This window comes from Williamsia sp. z34, from assembly GCF_059553395.1.
Window position 1 is genome coordinate 163,219 of record NZ_JCANWW010000001.1, and the last position, 20,344, is coordinate 183,562.

The window sequence follows — 20,344 nt, forward strand, 5'->3', positions numbered from 1 at the left end:
TCCCCGCAGAGACACTCCGGTCGATAACCCCGGTTTGCATTCTCTCCTTGGAAGGTGCTGTGCCATGCGAATACTCGAGATGGTCGACGATATCGTTGACCTGCCGATACCCGATGACGCGGACGCGGTGTTGGGGGTGGTGAAAGATCTGATCACGCTGCGCAACACTGCTGAGCATCAACTGGCGGTGTGCGCGGCGGTGATCGACGAGTCGGGGATCGCCCGTAAGTCCGGGTCGACGACGTCAAAGTTGTTGCAGTCCAACGGTGCAGCCCCAGGATCTGCGTATCGGTGGTTGCGCATTGGACCTGGTTTGGCCGGGCTGGATCGTACGGCCGGATATTCGCGCGACGGGTTCTTGTCATCCGAACACGTGGACGCGGTGGTCAAGGGTGTGGCGCATGTGGTCGGGCGATCCGCGGATCCGGTCACCGTCGAGCAGCAGGTCGGGTTCGAGTGGAAACTGTTGAACCACGCCATCTCCGGGGCGCCACCGGCAGAGATCAGCGCCGCAGCCCGAGCGCTGGGCAACGAGATCGCCAAAGACACCGGTGGTCCGCCGCCGGCCGAAGACCGGTCGCTGAACAGTCTCGAATACAAAGTTCGTGAGGGCCGCTGTGTCGGCACGTTCGATGTGGATGCTGTCATCGGAGAAAAGTTGCACTCCGCGTTGGGCCGGTGGTCCCGGGCCCGTTCCGAACCCGATGGTTCGGATGATCTGCGTTCCCCGACCCAACGTCGCGCGGATGCGCTGCATCAACTGTTGGACTGCGGCGGTGGTGGTGGACAAACGCTGGTGTCAGCGCCTCGCACCGAGGTGATGGTCACCGTTCCTGCCGATTATCCCGAGGCCGCCACCCTGCCGTGGATGGGTCCGGTCACCGAGGCGACCGCCGCAATGTTGGCGTGCGATTCGTCGATCACCTCGATCATTCTCGATGGGCAGGAGGTGTCGGTTGATCTGAGTCCGCCGAAACGGTTGTTCACCGGGCTGGTCCGCAAAGCCATCATCATCCGCGACGTCTGCTGTGTGAAATGTGGTGGTCATGCCAGCTGGTCGGACTGTCGCCACATCGTGCACTTCGTGGACGGCGGTGCGACCACTCTGGAAAACGGATGCCTGTTGTGCCGCACCTGCCACATGGCCGTTCACAACACCGGCTGGGACGTGATCATGGGCTCCGACGGACACCCCTGGCTCATCCCGCCCGCTGACATCGACCCCCAACGAAGACCCCTACCGGCCTACAACCGACGCACCCTGACCCTCGCCGCCTGACTCAACCGACTCTCCACTCCAGCGCACCCGAGATCTTTCGGGACCGCGCATGCATCCTTTACAACTCCATAGTGTGAAAGCACGGTGCTACCGTCCAGACAACTGGGCGGTAGCACCAGTGGCCCATGGCATAGTCCGTGCATGCAGTCTTCTCTGGCCCGCCGCATCAACCTTCGATGTGCCGGGGTTGTTGTCGCGCTCATGACAGTCGTCGGCACGGCCACCGCCATCGCCTCGCCGGTCGCCGGCGCCGGGCCCGCGGGATGTGTCCCATTCGGGACTGCGCAGCTGCCGCCGGGGGCTCCGTCCACGGGTGATCGCACCGGGCTGGACACCTTTGCCGCGTACCGCGGTGCGAATGCACCTGCTCGTGTCGATCTGCGCACTGAACGCACCCAGTTCAATCACTACTGGGAGTTCGTCCTCGTCGACGGGGAGCTGCTCACCCGGCCGCGGGAGGGCGGTGCGCCCTGGCGGATCGTCCGATTGCCGTCGTGCCTGAACGGCGCGATCACCGCCATCTCACTCGACGACGACGAACTCGTCGGGATCGATCGTGACGGGTGGATCTACACCATGGACAACGTCACCCAGTCACCGTTGTCGTGGAACTGGACGTCGGGGTGGGGCGCGTTGCTGTGGCTGGGGCCCGGTCGTACGCTGCCCGACACACGCACCGGCGGGTGGGCGCTCAGTGTCACCTCGCCGACCGCGAACGGCGAGTACGCAGACGTCGCCGGCCGCGTGCATCCCAGTGGTCAGGCCAAGATGACGATGATCCCGGCGCTCACCGGTGACGGCAGCCGCATCACCTACGCCGACCCTTGGCTGCCCAACGACAACAGCTACGAGATCGGTGGCCCGCTGGGCGGCCGTTTCCGGTCGGTGTCGCTGTCGGCGGCGGCGTCCACCACCTTCGTGATGAACCGCTACGGCGACATGTACACCCGGACTTTCGATTTCGACTCATCCGGGTCGGACTCGGTGTTCTTTCGCTACAGCTGGGAGCCGCAGACCGGTAAACCGAGTGCGACGGACCTCAACCAGGAGACCTGGGATCGTTCGACGGCGGCGGTGCAGTTGCCCGCGCCGGACTGGACGCGCCAGCCGAAAATTCCGGGTGAGATCGCCTCCAGCATCACGGTGATCTCCACCGGACCGGGGGTCGAGAAGCGCGAGCTGCGGGTCGAAGGCCGCGACGATGGTCGTACCGGCTTCTGGCGTAAGGACATCCACGCCCCGGCTTGGACGTTCGTGCCCACGGATTCGCCGCTGCAGGGCGGCGCGGTGGAGAACTCTGCGACCGATCGTTCCGCCGAGACGCTGGCCCCGCCCAAACCGTGGAACCTGTCGGCATCACTGCCGTCGCGGGATGCCGCGGTCGATGGTCAGACACTCATCGACATCGGGCTGCCCTACAGCGTGGTCGACCCGCGGCTGCTCGAGGCGGTGGGATTGCATGCCGGACCGTCCGGCTACCGGTTGGAGGTCACGAACTTCGACCCCGCGGCGACCACTCGCGACGCCGTTGTGGTCACCGGGACCGGCAGCCGGATACCGGTGCAGTTGCACACCGCGGACGGCATGCGGATGACGCCGGGCCATGTGGGCCTGACATCGACGCCGCGCCATCTCATCGGTGCGGTCGAAATCCCGCAGGTGGCATATCTGCAGCGCACCGATGATCCGGAGTTGACACAGTTCGTGAACTCGTGGATGCGCGGCAAGTCGATCGCGCCGATCACCTTGAGTGCGACAACCTCTGATCTGGTGATTCGCTGACGACCTCCGCGGGTGGCGGCTGCCGGACCGTGCTGATGGCGAGCGAGATGATCGTCGCCGCGACCAGCGCGAATATGGCTGTTGCCAGGACGATTTCGAAGACTTCGGCGCTCATGATTGACAGTGTGCAACCGGCGGGATGGCCACACCATTGGCTGAAACGACAATCTTCGAAAAGATCCGGCCACCGCCTTGCCGCCCGTTGATTTGGTTCCGGTGAAGCTGATTCGATTCCGCTGCGCCGCAGATCAATCTGGTGCATTCGGGGCAAACGGTCTGTCCCGCATGGCTTCTGATCAGTACATACCGGACGTGAGATCGGGTGGGGCGGGTTTCTCTGATAAGGGTTCCCGGCGCTCCCGCGGGTCGTAGGGTTGTTTCACGGAGTCTGGGTGGTGGCAAAGGCCGCTGCCGACGGCGCCGGGTGACACCCGCGGTCGGGCAATCAGGGAGGACTCATCCCCATGGCCATTCAAGACGACATCAAGATCGATCCGGCGCTGCAGGATTTGTACAAGGACATCCATGGTCATCCAGAACTCGGATTCCAGGAGCATCGCACCGCAAAGATCGTGGCAGATCGGCTCACTGCCTTGGGCTTCGAGGTCACTACCGGTGTGGGTGGGACCGGAGTCGTCGGAGTGCTGAAGAACGGGTCCGGCCCGGTGGCCCTGCTGCGGGCCGACATGGACGCGTTGCCGGTCAGAGAAGACACCGGACTGGATTACGCGAGCACCGTGACCGCCACCGACCAGAACGGCAAGACCGTTCCGGTCGCGCATGCATGTGGGCACGATCTGCACACGACCTGCCTGCTCGGCGCGGCGCAGGTCCTGTCCACCGGAACCGACACCTGGCGCGGTACTTTGCTACTGGTCTTCCAGCCGGCCGAAGAACTCGGTGCCGGCGCGCAGGCCATGATCGACGACGGGATCTTCGACCGCTTTCCAAAGCCCGATGTGGTACTCGGCCAGCATGTCTCGCCGCTGCCGGCCGGAAAGATCGCCGGCCACGCCGGGGCGTCGTACGCCGGGTCGGATTCGCTCCGTGTCCATCTCGTCGGCAAAGGCGCCCATGGGTCGATGCCGGAGGCGTCCGTCGATCCCGTGGTCCTCGCCGCCGCAACGGTGCTGCGGTTGCAGACCATCATCTCCAGGGAGATCCCGAGTACTGCCACCGCAGTCCTGACCGTCGGATCCATTCACTCCGGCGATGCCGCGAACGTCATCCCCGGCGACGCCGAATTGCAACTGAACATCCGGTCATACACCCCGCAGGTGCGACAGCGCGTTCTCGACAGTGTTGACCGCATCGTCAAAGGTGAGGCGGCCGCCGCCGGTGCTCCGCAGGAACCGACGATCACGGAGATCGAACGATTCCCCGTCGTCACCAACGACGCCGAAGCGCTGGGTAAGACCCTCGACGTCTTCGCCGGCTGGCTGGGAGAAAGCAACATTCTCGACCCGGGTGCGGGTGCGGGCAGCGAGGATGTGGGGATCTTCGCCACCAGTTCGGGTGCGCCGCTGTCCTATTGGCTGCTCGGGGGCGCCGATCCGTCGTTGTTCACGACGGGCGACATGACAGACCCCGCGTTGCTGAAAGTGCCGTCCAACCACTCGCCGCACTACGCTCCGGTCATCGAACCCACGATGTCGATCGGCATCAAGGCACTGGTTGTGGCAGCCCGGACCTGGATGCCCGCCGGGGCATAGGCGCAAAGAGGTGAAATCGTTTTCCCGCATATGCGCAGCGGGTTCCTGCGAGACTCGAAAGGTCAATCCCGGGTCGACGAGGACAGGACCGGATCATGACCGAAGCCAAGAGTGCGGACACGGGTGCGCCCGCGGGTGAACTAGAGAAGCGGAAGATCTACGCGATCTTCGGCGGACTGATGTTGGCGATGCTCTTGGCCGCTCTCGATCAGACCATCGTGTCGACGGCCCTGCCGACGATCGTCGGTGACCTCGGTGGTGCCGAGCACATCACCTGGGTGGTCACCGCTTACATGCTCGCCACCACGGTGACGACACCGCTGTGGGGCAAGCTCGGAGATCTCCTCGGCCGTAAGCCACTCTTCATCCTCTGTGTGGTGATCTTCCTGGTCGGTTCGGCACTGTGTGGCCTCGCCGGTTCCATGTGGCAGTTGATCGGTTTCCGGGCATTGCAGGGCGTCGGAGGTGGCGGCCTGATCGTGCTGGCGCAGGCGATCATCGGTGATGTGGTGTCCGCGCGTGAGCGCGGCCGCTATCAGGGTATGTTCGGCGCGGTTTTCGGATTGGCCAGCGTCGCCGGACCGTTGCTCGGTGGCTACTTCGTCGACAGTCTCAGCTGGCGGTGGGTCTTCTACGTCAACCTGCCGATCGGGGCGATCGCGTTGGTGGTGGTCTTCTTCGTGCTGCCGAACACGTCGGCGCAGGCCAAGCCGAAGATCGACTACATCGGGGTGTTCCTGCTCGCGTGTGCCGCGACCTCCATCGTGCTGGTGACCAGTTTCGGCGACACCTGGGGTTGGTCGTCGGTGCGGGTGCTGGGCCTGAGCGCTTTCGGAGTGGTCTGTGTTGTCGCGTTCGTCTTTGTCGAACAGCGCGCGGAAGAGCCGGTGATCCCGTTGCGGCTGTTGACAAACCGGGTGTTCGCAGTGGCCTCGTCGGTCAGCTTCGTGGTCGGATTTGCGATGTTCGGTGCCATCACCTTCATGCCGTTGTTCCTGCAGAACGTTCGCGGGGAATCACCGACCGAGTCGGGCCTGAACATGATCCCGATGATGGTCGGAATGTTGATCACCTCGATCGGCAGCGGCCAGCTCATCAGCAGGACGGGGCGCTACAAGCTGTACCCGATCCTCGGCACCGCGATCTTCACGGTCGGTCTGTACCTGCTGTCCATGATGGATCGTTCGACATCGGACGTCGCGATCGCGCTGTACCTGTTCGTTCTGGGCGCCGGCCTGGGCATGGTGATGCAGGTGTTGATCCTCGCCGTGCAGAACGGAGTCGAGTTCCGGGACCTCGGGACCGGGACCAGCGGCGCGACCTTCTTCCGCACGATCGGCTCAGCGGTCGGTGTGGCTGTGTTCGGCGCGGTCTTCAATGCTCGGTTGAGTTCGGAGCTCTCCGGAACCTCGCCGCCCGACGATGCCCTGGGCCGATGTTCGCCCGATGCTCTGGAGGCGTCTCCGGCCACGGTGCGCACCTGTCCGTCGGGTGTCGAGGAGTGGTTCTTGAACAACTACGCCGACACGTTCGGGGTGGTGTTCCTCGTCGCCGTTCCGATAGGTGCCCTGGCCTTTGCGCTCTCGTGGCTGCTGCCCGAGGTACCACTGCGTGAGGTCACCAAGATGCCCGACGTCGGAACGTCATTCGGCATGGCCGGTGGCAGGTCGTCGCTGGAGGAGTTGCGCCTTCAGATCTGGCGCACCCTGGCCCGCGAAGACAAGCTCAGAGCCTGGGAGCTGGTGGTCGACACCGCGGACAGCCCGTTGTCGCGTGGGGAGGCGTGGATGGTCAGCAGGGTCGCCGAGGAGGGCACCCGCGAGCTCCGGTCGATGTCCGAGGCCTCGCACACCCCGCTGCCCAAGGTCGAGGAGACCGCGCGGCAGCTCGAGGCACGGGGGCTGATCACCGTCAGCCACGGGATGGCACTGATCACCCCGGAGGGTGTGAAGGAGGCCCAGCGGCTGTTGGACGCACAGCGACAACGCCTTACCGAGTTCGTCGCCAACTATCCGGGTGGTGACGAGGCCGATGTCCAGGAGTTGCTCGACGCAATTGCCCGGCGCCTGCACGCCGAGGCGCCGCAGCCCGCTTGAGCCGCGCCTTCAGGCGAGTGCGGGGTTCGTCCCGCCGGGGTTCGGAGGCAGGGCCGGTCCGTCTTTCACCACGGTGATCGTCCCCATTTCCGCAGGCGCCTCGATGGTCGGTCCGGCAAAGCCGAACATGCCGTAGACGCCGCCGGGGGACTCCGCGGGCACCGTATAGGAGACGACCTTTTCGATCGTCTGTCCGGCCGGGACGTCGATGGTCTCGGCGCCGAGAATCGTTGTGGCGGTGCTGCCGTCGGGCGTCAGGACGTCGACCCAGACCTGCCCGGTGTAGGCATGGTCGGCCGGGGCGGTGATCATCAGCTTGGCGTTGACCGGACCACCGGCCTCGGGGAGTGTGGTGGGGGTTTCCGGTGTGAGTGTCACGCGGACAGGGAGTTCGACGTCCGGCGACGCCGGCCCGGTGGAGTTGGGTGAACCGTCGCCGAGCTCGGGCCATCCATTCGCCCACACGAGGCGGTCGATCATCGCCTCCCGACGCTGAGCGCCACCGGGCAGTTCGAGGTCCGAGCGCGGAACTGCGTGGTAGACCATCCAGTCGGTGCCGCCATCGTCGGTGACCACGGTGTTGTGTCCGGGGCCGGCCCACTCCTGGTTGCCCGCCAGCACCAGGGCGCCGCCGCCGGCGTTGAGGTCGTCACCTTTGCGATCGAGGAATGGTCCCGTCAGTGCCCGGGAGCGTCCGGCCAGCACCCGGTACGCCGTGTCGGGCCCGTTACAGCAATTGCCCGCCGAGACGAAGAGGTAGTAGTAGCCGTCGCGCAGGACGATCTCGGGACCTTCGAAGCGCTCGTCGGCGACCTTGACGGGCGGGCCCGCCGGTGCGGTCCCGTCGGCGCTGAGCGGAACCCCGTAGACCCCGTGGAAGTTACCGACGAACAGTGTCTTCGATGTTCCGTCATCCCACAGGAACGGGTCGATGGTGCCCTTGATCCCGACATCGTTCGCACAGAACACGGGACGCCCGAGATCGGCCCACGGTCCGATCGGGGATGTCGAGGTCGCCATCCCGATACACGGATTGCTCACGTCGTACAGCGAGTAGTACAGGGTGTAGGTGCCGGCCGATTTGTGGATCGACGGGGCCCAGCCCAGATTGCCTGCCGGATGCCACTCGGGGGCAGTGGGGAAGACATCGCCGACGTATGCCCAGTCGACGAGGTCGAACGAGGTGAACATCGTCATGTTGCGTGCGCCCTGGCCGTCGCCCCAGTCGTCGGCGGTGGCATACATGTAGTAGCGCCCGTCATCGCCGCGGATCACGCTCGGATCCGCGGCCACCGGCCGGACGATCGATTGTGCGCCCGCCGGCGACACCGGCATCAACACCAGTGCGACAAGGGCCGCGATCGCAACGACCACGGCGTGCCGAGCGCGAATCGAGATACAGATGTGCCCGGGCTTGTGCATGGTGCTCCTCTTCAGTGCGCCGATGCGCAGGTCCCGGCAAACATATAAGTCTTAACCTGGACTTGAGGGTTTGCGACGCCCGAAGAGGCCGGGCCGTGATCAAAACGTGCGAATTCCGAGATCTGTGTGTCTTTGGGTGACCCCCCTCGCCGAGCGGGTGACAAGATGGCACACTTTGGTAAAGAATGCATCGAATAGCTAATTCATCTGAGGGATCACCAACCGCCGGGGGATGGTCGCGAATGTTCGAAGGGGACGGCCCACAGGGCCTTGATGCGCTGCCGCGTATCGAGGACAGTGGCCGCGATGGTCGGCGACCGGAATCGGTAGACCTGACCGGGGGCGAACTGCGGACGAGAGCGCTGGTCTCGGTCATCCGCCGCCTGGCGTCGCCGGCGGCCGATCAGCTCGCGTTCCTCGAGCGTCTCGATGTCGGTGTCGACGAACTTCCCCTGCAATTCTCCGAGCTCACCACCTCGATGCCGTGGGGGCTCAGCGAGGCCTGTGGTCGCGATCTGGCGTCGCTCGATCGACTCCTCGCCGAGATCTCATCCCCGGAGAACTCCCACCTGGTCTCCTGCGATGCGCTCGAATCGGCGCCGGAGTGGGCGCGGGTGCGAGCCCTCGCCGAGAACTTCCTGGCCGATCTGGCGGTCACCTCGACCGCAGACCGCTCCTGATCAGCTGATCCGGCGCAGGTCGATCGGCATGCCGTCGGTCGGATAGGGCAGCGAGAACCAGCTGAGTTGTGCGGTCCTGTCCGCGGGAACGGTCCAGCGGAAGTTCAGCAGGTAGTGGTGCAGCACCGACCGCACCTCCAGATCTGAGAAGACCTGTCCGAGGCACCGATGGGCGCCACCGCCGAACGGGTTCCAGGCGAACTTGTGCACTTTGTCCTCTTGTCGCTCGTCCGAAAAACGTTCGGGATCGAACCGCTCCGGGTTGTCCCACAGTTCGGGCAGGTGGTGGTTGTGATGCAGTCCGAGTGCGACCGGGGTGTCCTTCGGGATGTGCCGGCCCGCGATGGTGGTATCGGCGCGGGCTCGCCGCACGATCACCGGGACCGGTGTGATCAGCCGTTGGCATTCCTTGATCACGAGCGTCGCCGAATACAGCTCGCCGAGTTGGTCCGGAGTGGGGGAGTCGGTCTGGAGCGCCAGCGATTCCTGACGACACCGTTCCTGCCATTCCGGGTGCTTTCCCAGTTCGAACAGGACAGTGCTCAACGTGCTGGTGGACGTGTCGTGGGCGGCCATCATCAGGAAGATCATGTGATTGATGACGTCGCGCTCCGACAACCGCTCGCCATCGGCCTCCACCCGGCACAACACGCTGAACACGTCGTCGCCCATGCCTTCTCGCCGGGCGGGCAGATACCGCTCGAAGAATGCCTCGAGTGTGGCCCGTCCGCGGACGCCCCGACGCCAGCGGGTGAAGGGGAGCGGGTAGCGCACGATCGAGGTCGCGGCCTGGACGCAACCGATGAACGATCGATTGACGCGGTCGATCTCACCGGGCGCCAGGCCCTCGGCGCCACCCATGAACAGTTCGGTCGCGATGTCGAGGGTGAGTTCCTTGAGTGCCGGATATGCCAGGTGGTCGTTCGACGCAGGCAAGGTGCGTACGTGTTCGGCGATCGTCGGCTGCATCAGTTCGGTGTAGGCCGCCAACCGCTCCCGCGTGAACGCCTTCGCCAGGATGCGTCGGTGGCTGCGGTGTTCGTCGCCGTCGAGCAACATCAGGCCGCGGTCGAAGAACGGGCCGATCAGGGTGCGCCAACCGGCCCCGTTGACCAGTGCGCCGTCCCGGTTGATCAGGGCTTCCCCGAGTGCGTCAGGGCCGAGTATCAGCGCCCATTTCTGGCCCAGGAACGGGAGCTCCGACACCGGACCGCCGGATCGGTACTGGTTGTCCATCAACTCCAGGGGCCGGCGGAAATAGGCAAAGGCGTGCCCGAAGAACGGCACGCTCCGACTGCCGGTGATGGGTGTGGCGCCGACCGGCGCGGGGGAGGTTTTGTGGGACATCTGGATCGCTTTCTATCTGACAGGCGTGCCTTCCTGATTACGTAGCGTGCATCACATCGAGGCGGGTGTCAACATGGTGCGGTGGCGGTCTCGGAGCGGAAGTACGGTGGCGCAAGCGCACATGAGCGGGTGAGCCGCCGGCGGAGGCAATTGCTCGATGCCGCGTTGGAGGTCGTTTCTTCCGTCGGGGCGGAACGGGCGACGATGACCGCGGTCTGCCGATCGGCGGGGTTGAGTGAGCGGTATTTCTACGAGAGCTTCAGCGGGCTCGACGCGTTGATGAGCGATCTGCTCGACGAGCTCGCTGCCGAGGTCCGCGCGGCGGTCCTGGACGCATTGGCCGACGACCCGGACGCCGCGCCTGAGCAACAGATCCGTTCGGCGATAAGCGCTTTCATCGCCATCATGACCGAGGATCAGCGCAAGGGGCGAGTGGTGCTCACCGAGTCGCTGGGCTTGGCCGCCACCCGCGAACACCGCCGCGCCATCGTCAACGAATTCGCCGGGCTGCTGGCGGCCAGGATTCCGGAGATCTTCGGTGACGACGCGGTCCCGGTGCAGGACCGTCGGCCGTTGGCACTTTTGCTGGTCGGCGGTATCGCGGAACTGACCGCCGAATGGGTCTCCGGCGGCCTGAATGCGTCACCGGACCGGATCGTCGAGGTGGTCACCCGCCAGCTGTCGCTCAACCGGGTCGGCTGAACCGGGCCGCACTGCAGCGATGTGCTGAGGAGTGATGCGTCGGTGCTGAGGCGCGACACCTCCATCGTCGGCAAATCGCGACTTTGCCGACGACAACTTTCGCGCGGGCTACATTCGAAGTGCGCCGGATTTTTCATCGGAGGTCTGGAGGTGCACCGATGGCCGACAGGTACTTCCACTGGAATCTGCAAGCGATGCCGGACCAGAGTGGGCGACGGGTGATCATCACGGGTGCGAGCAGCGGGCTCGGTGCGATCATGGCCCGGGAGTTCGCGAAACGCGGGGCCGATGTCGTCGTGGCGGTACGCGACGTCGCAAAAGGGTGTCGGGTGGTGGACAAGATCCGGACCGTGCGGTCCGACGCCCGGGTTCAGGTCGGGGAGATCGAGCTGACCGACCTGCAGTCGGTGCGCGCCTTCGCCGAACACATGGCCGCCCTGGACGAGCCGGTTGATGGCCTGATCCTCAATGCGGGAGTCGGCAATCAGCCGCACCTCCTCACCGCGGACGGTATCGAGAGCACCTTCGCGGCCGACGTGGTCGGACATTTCGAGTTGACCGGCAAGCTGATGCCGCTCCTCGAACGGGCAAGCTCGGGGCGGGTGGTCAGCGTGGGCTCCAACCTCTACCGCCGGGTCAAGATGGAGGTCGACTTCAGTGACCTGACCTTCGAGCATGATCATTCGCCCCACGGCGCCTACGTCAGGGCGAAGGTGGCAACGGTGTTGTTCGCTGTCGAACTCGAGAGGCGATTACGCGAAAGTGGTTCGTCGGTACGGAGTTTCGTCGGACATCCGGGTTTCACCAAGACTCCCATGCACAACACGGTGACCGGTGTACTGCCGCGAGCGGCGATGGCGGTGGCACATGCGACCGTGGCGCGCGAGCCGGAGGAAGGTGTGCTGCCGCTGCTCTTTGCCGCAACCAGTGAGCACGCCGAGACCGACAGGTTCATCGGCTGGCACCTGCGTCGGGGTGACAAGCGGATCTGGAGCGACGAGATCAGGGGCGTCGGTCTCGATCGTGAGTTGGCGCAACAGATGTGGGAGGCCATCGAAGCGGTGACCGCGGGCCCGGCTCAGGACGGATGACGTGCCGGGTGGGGGTCGATGCCGGACAGTGGACCTCAGGCGCGTAGCCCTTTGACGAGCACCTGCACGTAGTTGTTCAGCGAGTCGCGGCCGGCGGTCCGGACGGCGAACGTGGTGCCGCAGATCAGATGTTTGATGTCGGCGGCATCGAGCGCGGCCGAGATCGCGCCTTCTTGCACACCCCGCGCGAGAACCTGCGAAATCAGCTGTCCCAGTTCGCCGAACAACTCTTTGGTGTCCGGGCAGGTGGGGCTTTCGGACGCGAGCACCGCGGCCAGGCCGGGGTCGTCGAGCTGGAGTTCGATCGCGGATCCGATCAGTTCTTCCAAGGCGTGCAGCGTGTCGGGATCCTCGGCGATCTCGCGCGCGATCACGATCAGCTTGTCAAAGGAGTCGACGGCCAGGGCCTCGAGCAGCACCTGCCGGTTGGGGAAGTGCCGGTACGCCGTCCCGACCCCGACCCCGGCGTCTTTGGCAAGTGCGTTCATCGCCAGGGTGTCATCGCCGCATGCGAGGCAGTGACGGGCCGCGGCCAGCAACGCGTCGCGATTGCGCACCGCGTCGGCGCGGAGGCCTTCGCCCGGATGTGCGTGCTGGATGTCGTCCACAGGCCGAGTGTACCGGAGGAAAAATCCATTCGGATGATCTATCCACTTCTGCTAGGTTTGTCGAAGCGGATCAATTATCCGAATCAGTTCGGTCTCGATTCCACGACCAGGAGGAGAAGTGATGGGCCAGAAAACCACCTACTGGACGCTGGATCAGATGCCCGACCAAACCGGCAGGCGCATGATCGTCACGGGAGCCGGCAGCGGCCTGGGTGCGATCGTGGCCCGAGAGTTCGCCGCACGCGGTGCAGAGGTGGTGTTGGCGGTTCGTGACCTCGACAAAGGCGAACGGGTGGCAGACGCGATCCGCGTTGCACATCCGGAAGCGCGCTGCCGGGTCGACGAACTGGATCTGGCCGACCTGGCCTCAGTCGATGCGTTCGCTGCCCGGATGCTGGATGACGACATCCCGCTGGACGTTCTCGTCCTCAACGCGGGCATCGCGAACCAGCCGCATGTGGTCACCGCGGACGGCATCGAGAGCACCTTCGCCACCAACGTCGTCGGACATTTCGTTCTGACCGACCAACTGCTGCCACTGCTCGAACGCGGTGACGATGCCCGAGTGGTCAGCGTGGGTTCGAATCTCTATCGCCGCTTCCGGGCCGACCTGGACTTCGGGGACCTGACATTCGGCCACGACCACTCACCCAGCGGGGCGTATGTGCGCTCGAAGGTTGCGACGGTGCTCTTCGCCACCGAGCTCGAGCGTCGATTGCGAGGGATGGGATCGTCTGTCCGCAGTTTCATCGCACATCCCGGCGTGAGCACCACCCCCATGCACGACACGGCAACCGGCATCCTGCAGCGGACGGTCGTGGCGCTCGCCCACGCGACCATCTCCCGGGATGCCGACGAGGGCGCCCTCCCGATCCTGTACGCCGCGACAAGCGAAGACGCGCAGGTCGGTCGTTTCATCGGGTGGCACTCGCGCCGGTCGGACAAGCGGATCTGGAGCGACGAGTTCGTCGGGGCGGGCCTGGATGTATCGCTCGCGCAGCAACTCTGGACCCGTCTGTCGGCCGTCGGAATCGATGAGGACTCACGGTCGTTGTGGACCGTATGACCCACCCTGCGCTCTTCACGCCGATCACCCTCCGCGGACTGACGATCACCAACCGGGCATGGCTGGCGCCGATGTGTCAGTACAGCTGCTCTGCCGAGGACGGCCTGCCCACCGACTGGCACCTGGTTCATCTGGGCAGCCGCGCGACCGGTGGGTTCGGTCTCATCATGACCGAGGCATCGGCCGTGACCGCGGATGGCCGGATCAGTCCGCAGGACGCCGGGATGTGGAGTAATCGGCACACCACGGCATGGCGCCGGATCGTCGACTTCGTCCACGACCAGGGGTCGGTGATCGGGATGCAGCTTGCGCACGCCGGACGTAAGGCGTCCACGTACGCACCGTTCGCACAGGCCAGTGGATCGATCTCGATTGCCGACGGCGGATGGGTGACCAGCGCCCCATCGGCGATCGCGTTCGACGGATATGACACGCCGGAGTCGTTGAGCCACAACGGGATCGAGAACCTGGTCCAGGCGTTCGCCGCGGCCGCCCGCCGCGCCGACGAGGCCGGGTTCGACGTCATCGAACTCCATGCGGCCCACGGCTATCTGATCCACCAGTTCCTCTCACCGTTGTCCAATCACCGCGACGACGTGTACGGCGGCGACTTCGCCGGACGCACCCGTTTTCTGATCGAGGTCGTCGAGGCGGTGCGCGGGGTGTGGCCGTCGGACAAGCCGCTGTTCGTCCGGCTCTCGGCCACCGACTGGACCGAGGGCGGCTGGACACCCGAGGACAGTGCAGAGCTCGCGGGGATTCTCCAGACCCGGGGCGTCGACCTGATCGACACGTCGTCGGGCGGCAACGTAGCGGCGGAGATCCCGGTCGGCCCGGACTATCAGGTCCGGTTCGCCCGGATCATTCGTGAGCACTCGGGGTTGCCGACTGCCGCGGTCGGTCTGATCACCGAGCCCGGACAGGCCGAGAAGATTCTCACCTCCGAAGCCGCCGACGCGGTCCTGCTGGGTCGTGCCGCCTTGCGTGAGCCGGCCTGGCCGCTCCGCGCTGCGCACGAACTCGGACTCGACAAAGATCAGGCGCCGTATCCGCCCCAATACATCCGGGGCGCGTGGCGGTGAGCGAGGTTCTCGTGGCGGCCTGCGATCAGCAACAGCGGCCCTGCGGATTGTTGTCCTGCGCAGCGTAACGCGCACGCCAGTAGTCACCCTCGGTCAGCGGCGGGGCGTCTGGATGCCGCGAACGGTGGTGGGCGACGTAGCGCTGATAGTCGTTGTCGCCCATCACTGATCTCACATACCAGCGCACCGCCCGCAGGCCACGCCGTGTCATCGAGGCAGCGGTGCCGGTTTCTCCTTCCGATACTCGTCCCATTCGCGTTGCACCTCCTTTTCGGTCGGCGTTGCGATCATCCCGCTCGGTGCGAAGAACTTGCTCTGCACCGGTTCGTCCTCGGTGGTGGGCAGGCCGTGACTGCGAATCGCTTTGGTGGACACGAATATCGCCGCGATGACGACGATCAGGACGAGCACCGCGAAGACGATCGACAACGTGCCCTGGATGAACGTATTGCGGATCACGGCATCGATCTCGCCGGATGTCTTGGCGGTTTTGAAGGCGGTCAGGCCGGAATCCTTCGCCTCGACGAAGTCTTGGTGCTGTTGCCAATACCCGATGGCCGGGTTGTTCGAGAAGATCTTCTGCCACGACGCGGTCATGGTCACGATCAGGTCCCAGACCAGCGGAACCCCGGGTATCCACGCCCATTTGAACAGCCCGCGTTTGAGCACGATCACCAGCACCACGGTCAATGCGATCGCGGCCAGCAACTGGTTGGCGATGCCGAACAGGGGGAACAGGGTGTTGATGCCGCCGAGGGGGTCGGTAACCCCCATCAGCAGGATGGAACCCCACAGTCCCACCACGATCACGGTGCACAACCAGGCACCGGGCCGCCACGACGGGTCCTTGAAGCGCTTGCCGCCCTTCACATTGCTCAGGCCGTCCGAGAGCATGAACCGGGCGACGCGGGTCCCGGCGTCCACGGTCGTCAGGATGAACAACGCCTCGAACATGATTGCGAAGTGATACCAGAAGGACCGCAACGATTCTCCGCCGAACGCGCTCTGCATGGTGTCTGCCATGCCCATGGCCAGCGTCGGTGCGCCACCGGTTTTCGAGATGATCGACTCCTCGCCGACCGCTCTGGCCGCCTCTTCCAGTTGCGCTGCGGTGGCCGGGTCGCCGCGTAGGCCGGGCAGACCGTTGACGTATTCCGCCGCGGTCTCCGGGGTTCCGCCGGTGACGGCGGCGGGCGCGTTCATCGCGAAGTACAGATGCTGGTTCAGGATGCAGGCGGTGATCAAGGCCATGATCGCCACAAACGATTCGGTCAGCATGCCGCCATAGCCGATGATCCGGGCCTGGCTTTCCTTTTCGAGCAGCTTCGGTGTGGTCCCCGACGCGATCAGCGCGTGAAAGCCCGAGAGTGCGCCGCACGCAATGGTGATGAACAGGAATGGGAACAACGCTCCGGCGAAGGCCGGGCCCTGCCCGTTGCTCGCGAAGTCGCTGACCGCCGGTGCCTGCATCACCGGGCGGGCGATCACGATCCCCAGTGCCAGTAGCACGATCGTGCCGACCTTCATGAAGGTCGACAGGTAGTCGCGTGGTGCCAGCAGCAGCCAGACGGGCAGCACCGCGGCAGCGAAGCCGTAGATGATGATGCACCAGCTCAGGAACATGGGAGAAAGGCTGAACAAGTCACGGCCCCAGCCTGATTCACCGACCCAGCGTCCGGAGACGATCGCCATTATCAACAGGACGAAACCGATCAGCGACACCTCCGACACCTGGCCGGGCCGCAGGAAGCGCAGATACACGCCCATGAACAGCGCGATGGGGATGGTCATGGCGATCGAGAAGACGCCCCAGGGACTGTCGGCCAACGCGTTGACGACCACCAGTGCCAGCACCGCGATCAAGATGATCATGATCGCGAAAACAGCGATCAATGCCGCGAATCCACCGACGTCCCCGAGTTCGTCTCGGGCCATCTGGCCGAGGCTTCGGCCTCGTCGGCGGGTCGAGATCGACAACACCAGATAGTCCTGGACGCATCCGGCGAACACGGCGCCGATGATGATCCAGATGGTGCCCGGCAGGTATCCCATCTGTGACGCCAGCACCGGCCCCACCAGCGGCCCGGCCCCGGCGATGGCTGCGAAGTGGTGGCCGAACAACACCCGGCGATCGGTGGGCATGTAGTCCTGGGCGTTGTCGAGGACCTCGGCGGGGGTGGCGTGGTCGTCGCGCGGACGTACCACCTTCATCTCGATCAGCCGGGCGTAGAACCGATAGCCGATGATGTACGTGCAGATCGCGGCGATCACGAACCAGACCGCGTTGACGGACTCGCCACGCACGAACGCGATGATCGCCCACGCGCACGCGCCGATGATGGCGATCACCGCGAAGGTGAGCCGTTTTCCGATGGTCATCGGACTGCGATCGATGATCGCGACCGGTGGTAGATCCGGGTCGGTCCGAATGAGCTCGATGTGTGGATCCGGCCGGCGTTCCTGGGTGTCGGTCACCGTGACTCCTGGGTGCGTGTGGGCGGTAGGAGGCTGCTTTCCAATTGTGGCGCGCGCCACCCCATGACCCACCCGGTTCGGCGATCTTGGCAACCTCCGACTGACTGCCGGGGAGCGCGGAACCTCGTGTGCGTGCCTTCCGGCTTCGGTAGGTTCTCCCTCATGGAGCGAATGGCGCCGGTCGACGCCCAGATGTACTGGATGTCGGACAAGATCCCCAACGACCAGTTCCTGCTCTATGCCTTTGCCGGTGTGCCACGCCAGATCGAAGTCGCGATCGAGGGCGCCCTGGAACGGGCTCGGGCGGTGCCGGATCTGGGCCTGCGGATCGCGGACGTGGATTGCGCGCTCGACTATCCGTACTGGGTGCACCGCAGTGTCGACCGCGACCAGGTGGTGGTCCACACAGAGGGGTCCACCGAGTGGTCCGATTGCCTGCGGGTGGTGGCCACCCTGGCCGACGACCAGCTCGATGCGCGCGAGTACACCTGGCGGCTGCATCTGTTCGAGGGTGTCGAAGGGGTACCGGACTGTGGGCTCGCGGCCACCGTCGCTGTGCTGCAGGTGAGCCATGCGCTGGCCGACGGGCGCCGCTCATCTGACCTGGCCCGCAGGATCTTTGCGCCGGGCGAGCCGCAGGAGTCGTCGGCCGCCGAGGCCGATACGCCGTATTCGGCGCTGCATGCGGCGACGCTGGCAGCTTTCCGTTTTCCCCGGCAGATCGGAGTGCTGGGTTTACGGGCAATCGAGGCCACCCGCACCCATCGTCGATTGATCGACGACGTCGCCGCCGGGGTGGTGCCCGCGGCGGCGGAAGGCCGGCCGCCGCTGTCGACCAACACCCGGCCCGACGGCGCGCGGGCGGTCCGCACCCTGGTGCTGCGGCGCGACGACTTCCCTGGCCCGACGGTGACCATCAGTGCCCTCACCGCGATTTCGCTGGCGCTGTCCGATCACCTACGGTCGGTCGGGGAGGATCCGACCGCCCTCGGCGCCGAGGTGACGATGGAGAAGTTCGGTAAGCCGATGGCGCGTAACCACTTTCGTAATGTCGGTATCGGATTGTTCTCGGGGACAGCCGCCCTCGATGATCGGACCGCACGCATCGCACAGGCGCTGGGGGAGCGGCAGCTGCGCAACGGCCATCCGGCGCTGCGTGCCTCCGACGAGGCCTTCGCGGCGATACCGGCGCCCCTACTGCGCTGGGGCGTGGCGCAATTCGATCCGACTGAGGTACCGAGTACGGTCGACGGCAACACCGTGGTGTCGAGTGTGAACCGGGGCCTGGCCGACCTGCGGTTCGGGGCTCGGCCGGTCGCGTTCACCGCGGGGTATCCGGCACTCTCGCCGGTGATGAGTGTGACGCACGGTGTGCACGGCATCGGTGACACCGTGGCGATCAGTGTTCATGCTGCCGCGTCGGCGATGGACGACATAGACAGCTACCTCGACATGTTGCAGGCCTCGATCGCCTGGAACCAGATCGTCAGGGCTTCCGGTCGCTAGTGCTGCGAGCCACGCTCTTCATGGCCGTTCTTGCTGCGCACCAATCGCTTCGGCAACCGTCCGACGAGTTCTCCGAGCGGCGCGACCGCGTCGTTGAGAGCCCCGGCCGCAATATTGAGTTCGAGAACCGTCTCCTGCAGGCTCGCGATGCTCGGGGGCAGCTGGGCGAGCATCTCGACGAGTTCGGACAGTCGGTCGATGGGACCGCCCGGGACGATGGCCCGTTCCAGGGCGCCGCCCTCACCGACGAGTTGTTCCAGCAGGCCCTCTTCGACGGTCAGCCGGTCGAGGAAACCCTCGTCCTCGGAGATCCGGTCGAGTAGACCACCCTCTTTGGTGAGTTTGGCGAGCACCCCGTCCTCGGACAGCAGGCGATCCACCGGACCACCCCGGGACAGCAGTCGGTCGAGTGGGCCGCCGGTCTCGGTCATCTGATCGAGCACTCCATCGTCGGCCAGGACGCGTTCGACCAGGCCGTCCTCGGCCAGCAGTCGATCGAGGGGTCCGCCGCGCGAGAGAATTCGTCCGAGTGAGCGGTCTTCTTCGAGCAGTTCGCCGAGCTGGTTGAGCAGCTGCAGCGGACTGCGAAATGCGGGTGTCTCCCGCATGCCCATGGTGAGGGCGATCTCGTGGTGGGCGTTCTCGACGGCCATCCGGCTGAGCGCGACCGTGGCCTCGACGGCGCTGAGTGCGGCGCCCGCCACCGCAAACCCCAACCGCGTCGGGACCTCGATCACCAATCTGGCATCCATGACTTCACCCTAGGGGTTTGGCTCAACTCGCGGACACAATCACCGGGCTCAGTCGGCCTTGGCCGCCTTGGCCGCGGCTTTTGCCTGCTTCTTGAACTCGCGGACCTCCTGCAGGCTCACGTCGTCGACGACGTCGGCGACCGACCGGCGTTCGCCCTCGTTGCCGTAGTCACCGGCGGCCTCGCGCCAGCCCTTCGGTTCCACGCCCACCTGCTTCCCGAGCAGTGCCAGGAAGATCCGGGCTTTCATGTCGCCCCAACCGGGCAGTGATTTGAGACGTTTGAGCACCGTCTTGCCGTCCGGATCACCCTCGGTCCAGATGGCCGACGGGGTGCCGTCGTAGTTGTCGACGATGAAAACGGCAAGGTCATGGATGCGTTTGGCCATCGAACCGGGGAAACGGTGGATGGCCGGGGTCTGCGAGCACAGGGCCACGAACTCGTCCGGATCGGAGGCCGCGATCTTCTGGATATCGAAGCCGTCCATCCTTTCGGCGATCTTCTGGGGGCCCTTGAACGCCGCTTCCATCGGGAACTGCTGATCCAAGGTCATGCCGACAACCAGCGCGAAGTCGTCGACGGACAGGAGCTGGTCGGCTTCTGGCTCTTGCGCGATACAGATGTGGCGGGTCATTCGGACCTCCGGTCGCCGGGGAATTCACTGCCCACCCAGCTTATCGGCAGGGCGCGCAGCAGCGTCGCAGCGTCCCTGCGAACAGGGAAGGACTCTCTTTCTCTGCCGGCC

At 65.3% G+C, this 20,344-nt stretch carries 17 protein-coding genes; 10 read left to right on the forward strand and 7 right to left on the reverse strand.

Annotation, left to right across the window (positions count from 1 at the left end):
* The first annotated feature begins 64 nt into the window (after positions 1-64).
* The 4 genes from AC51GT_RS00780 to AC51GT_RS00795 all read left to right on the forward strand — a co-directional run bounded on the left by AC51GT_RS00780 (position 65) and on the right by AC51GT_RS00795 (position 6,869).
* On the forward strand, positions 65-1,279 hold the full coding sequence (locus AC51GT_RS00780) for an HNH endonuclease (RefSeq protein WP_496327562.1): 1,215 nt from the start codon (positions 65-67) through the stop codon (positions 1,277-1,279).
* Positions 1,280-1,420: 141 nt separating this feature from the next.
* Positions 1,421-3,061 carry a hypothetical protein gene (locus tag AC51GT_RS00785; RefSeq protein ID WP_496327563.1) on the forward strand — a complete coding sequence of 547 codons (1,641 nt, stop codon included), beginning with the start codon at positions 1,421-1,423 and terminating at the stop codon, positions 3,059-3,061.
* A gap of 464 nt (positions 3,062-3,525) precedes the next feature.
* Positions 3,526-4,773 carry an amidohydrolase gene (locus AC51GT_RS00790; protein ID WP_496327564.1) on the forward strand — a complete coding sequence of 416 codons (1,248 nt, stop codon included), beginning with the start codon at positions 3,526-3,528 and terminating at the stop codon, positions 4,771-4,773.
* A 95-nt stretch (positions 4,774-4,868) separates the two neighbouring features.
* On the forward strand, positions 4,869-6,869 hold the full coding sequence (locus tag AC51GT_RS00795; RefSeq protein WP_496327565.1) for an MDR family MFS transporter: 2,001 nt from the start codon (positions 4,869-4,871) through the stop codon (positions 6,867-6,869).
* A 9-nt stretch (positions 6,870-6,878) separates the two neighbouring features.
* On the opposite strand, the gene AC51GT_RS00800 is transcribed toward AC51GT_RS00795, so the two are convergent.
* Positions 6,879-8,291: a family 43 glycosylhydrolase gene (locus AC51GT_RS00800; RefSeq protein ID WP_496327566.1), complete on the reverse strand. Its 1,413-nt coding sequence runs from the start codon at positions 8,289-8,291 to the stop codon at positions 6,879-6,881.
* Positions 8,292-8,533: 242 nt separating this feature from the next.
* On the opposite strand from AC51GT_RS00800, the gene AC51GT_RS00805 reads away from it, so the two are divergent.
* Positions 8,534-8,971 (forward strand): hypothetical protein, encoded by a 438-nt coding sequence (locus AC51GT_RS00805; protein WP_496327567.1) that lies wholly within the window; start codon positions 8,534-8,536, stop codon positions 8,969-8,971.
* Here the strand turns inward: AC51GT_RS00805 and AC51GT_RS00810 are convergent, their stop codons facing one another.
* Positions 8,972-10,318: a cytochrome P450 gene (locus tag AC51GT_RS00810; protein ID WP_496327568.1), complete on the reverse strand. Its 1,347-nt coding sequence runs from the start codon at positions 10,316-10,318 to the stop codon at positions 8,972-8,974. It lies immediately after the preceding gene.
* A gap of 81 nt (positions 10,319-10,399) precedes the next feature.
* Between AC51GT_RS00810 and AC51GT_RS00815 the strand changes: the two genes are divergently transcribed.
* On the forward strand, positions 10,400-11,020 hold the full coding sequence (locus AC51GT_RS00815) for a TetR/AcrR family transcriptional regulator (RefSeq protein WP_496323493.1): 621 nt from the start codon (positions 10,400-10,402) through the stop codon (positions 11,018-11,020).
* 158 nt (positions 11,021-11,178) lie between these two features.
* Positions 11,179-12,111: an SDR family NAD(P)-dependent oxidoreductase gene (locus AC51GT_RS00820; RefSeq protein WP_496327569.1), complete on the forward strand. Its 933-nt coding sequence runs from the start codon at positions 11,179-11,181 to the stop codon at positions 12,109-12,111.
* A 35-nt stretch (positions 12,112-12,146) separates the two neighbouring features.
* Here AC51GT_RS00820 and AC51GT_RS00825 read toward each other — a convergent pair whose 3' ends face one another.
* The gene (locus tag AC51GT_RS00825) at positions 12,147-12,719 is read right to left on the reverse strand and encodes a TetR/AcrR family transcriptional regulator (protein WP_496323495.1); all 573 of its coding nucleotides are present in this window, start codon (positions 12,717-12,719) and stop codon (positions 12,147-12,149) included.
* Positions 12,720-12,840: 121 nt separating this feature from the next.
* On the opposite strand from AC51GT_RS00825, the gene AC51GT_RS00830 reads away from it, so the two are divergent.
* Entirely contained in the window at positions 12,841-13,785 is a 945-nt protein-coding gene (locus tag AC51GT_RS00830; protein ID WP_496323496.1) for an SDR family NAD(P)-dependent oxidoreductase, read from the forward strand.
* Positions 13,782-14,867 carry an NADH:flavin oxidoreductase/NADH oxidase gene (locus AC51GT_RS00835; RefSeq protein WP_496323497.1) on the forward strand — a complete coding sequence of 362 codons (1,086 nt, stop codon included), beginning with the start codon at positions 13,782-13,784 and terminating at the stop codon, positions 14,865-14,867. The genes AC51GT_RS00830 and AC51GT_RS00835 overlap by 4 nt, the downstream gene beginning before the upstream one ends.
* Positions 14,868-14,892: 25 nt before the next feature.
* Here AC51GT_RS00835 and AC51GT_RS00840 read toward each other — a convergent pair whose 3' ends face one another.
* Both AC51GT_RS00840 and AC51GT_RS00845 read right to left on the reverse strand, forming a co-directional pair.
* Positions 14,893-15,078 (reverse strand): YbdD/YjiX family protein, encoded by a 186-nt coding sequence (locus AC51GT_RS00840; RefSeq protein ID WP_496323498.1) that lies wholly within the window; start codon positions 15,076-15,078, stop codon positions 14,893-14,895.
* Complete coding sequence (locus AC51GT_RS00845; RefSeq protein ID WP_496327570.1) at positions 15,075-17,342, reverse strand: carbon starvation CstA family protein; 2,268 nt, start codon at positions 17,340-17,342, stop codon at positions 15,075-15,077. The genes AC51GT_RS00840 and AC51GT_RS00845 overlap by 4 nt, the downstream gene beginning before the upstream one ends.
* A gap of 162 nt (positions 17,343-17,504) precedes the next feature.
* Here AC51GT_RS00845 and AC51GT_RS00850 point away from each other — a divergent pair, with 162 nt between their 5' ends.
* Complete coding sequence (locus AC51GT_RS00850; protein WP_496327571.1) at positions 17,505-18,848, forward strand: wax ester/triacylglycerol synthase domain-containing protein; 1,344 nt, start codon at positions 17,505-17,507, stop codon at positions 18,846-18,848.
* On the opposite strand, the gene AC51GT_RS00855 is transcribed toward AC51GT_RS00850, so the two are convergent.
* On the reverse strand, positions 18,845-19,600 hold the full coding sequence (locus AC51GT_RS00855; protein WP_496323510.1) for a hypothetical protein: 756 nt from the start codon (positions 19,598-19,600) through the stop codon (positions 18,845-18,847). The genes AC51GT_RS00850 and AC51GT_RS00855 overlap by 4 nt on opposite strands.
* Before the next feature lie 48 nt (positions 19,601-19,648).
* The gene (locus AC51GT_RS00860; RefSeq protein ID WP_496323511.1) at positions 19,649-20,233 is read right to left on the reverse strand and encodes an HhH-GPD-type base excision DNA repair protein; all 585 of its coding nucleotides are present in this window, start codon (positions 20,231-20,233) and stop codon (positions 19,649-19,651) included.
* Between the last annotated feature and the right edge of the window lie 111 nt (positions 20,234-20,344).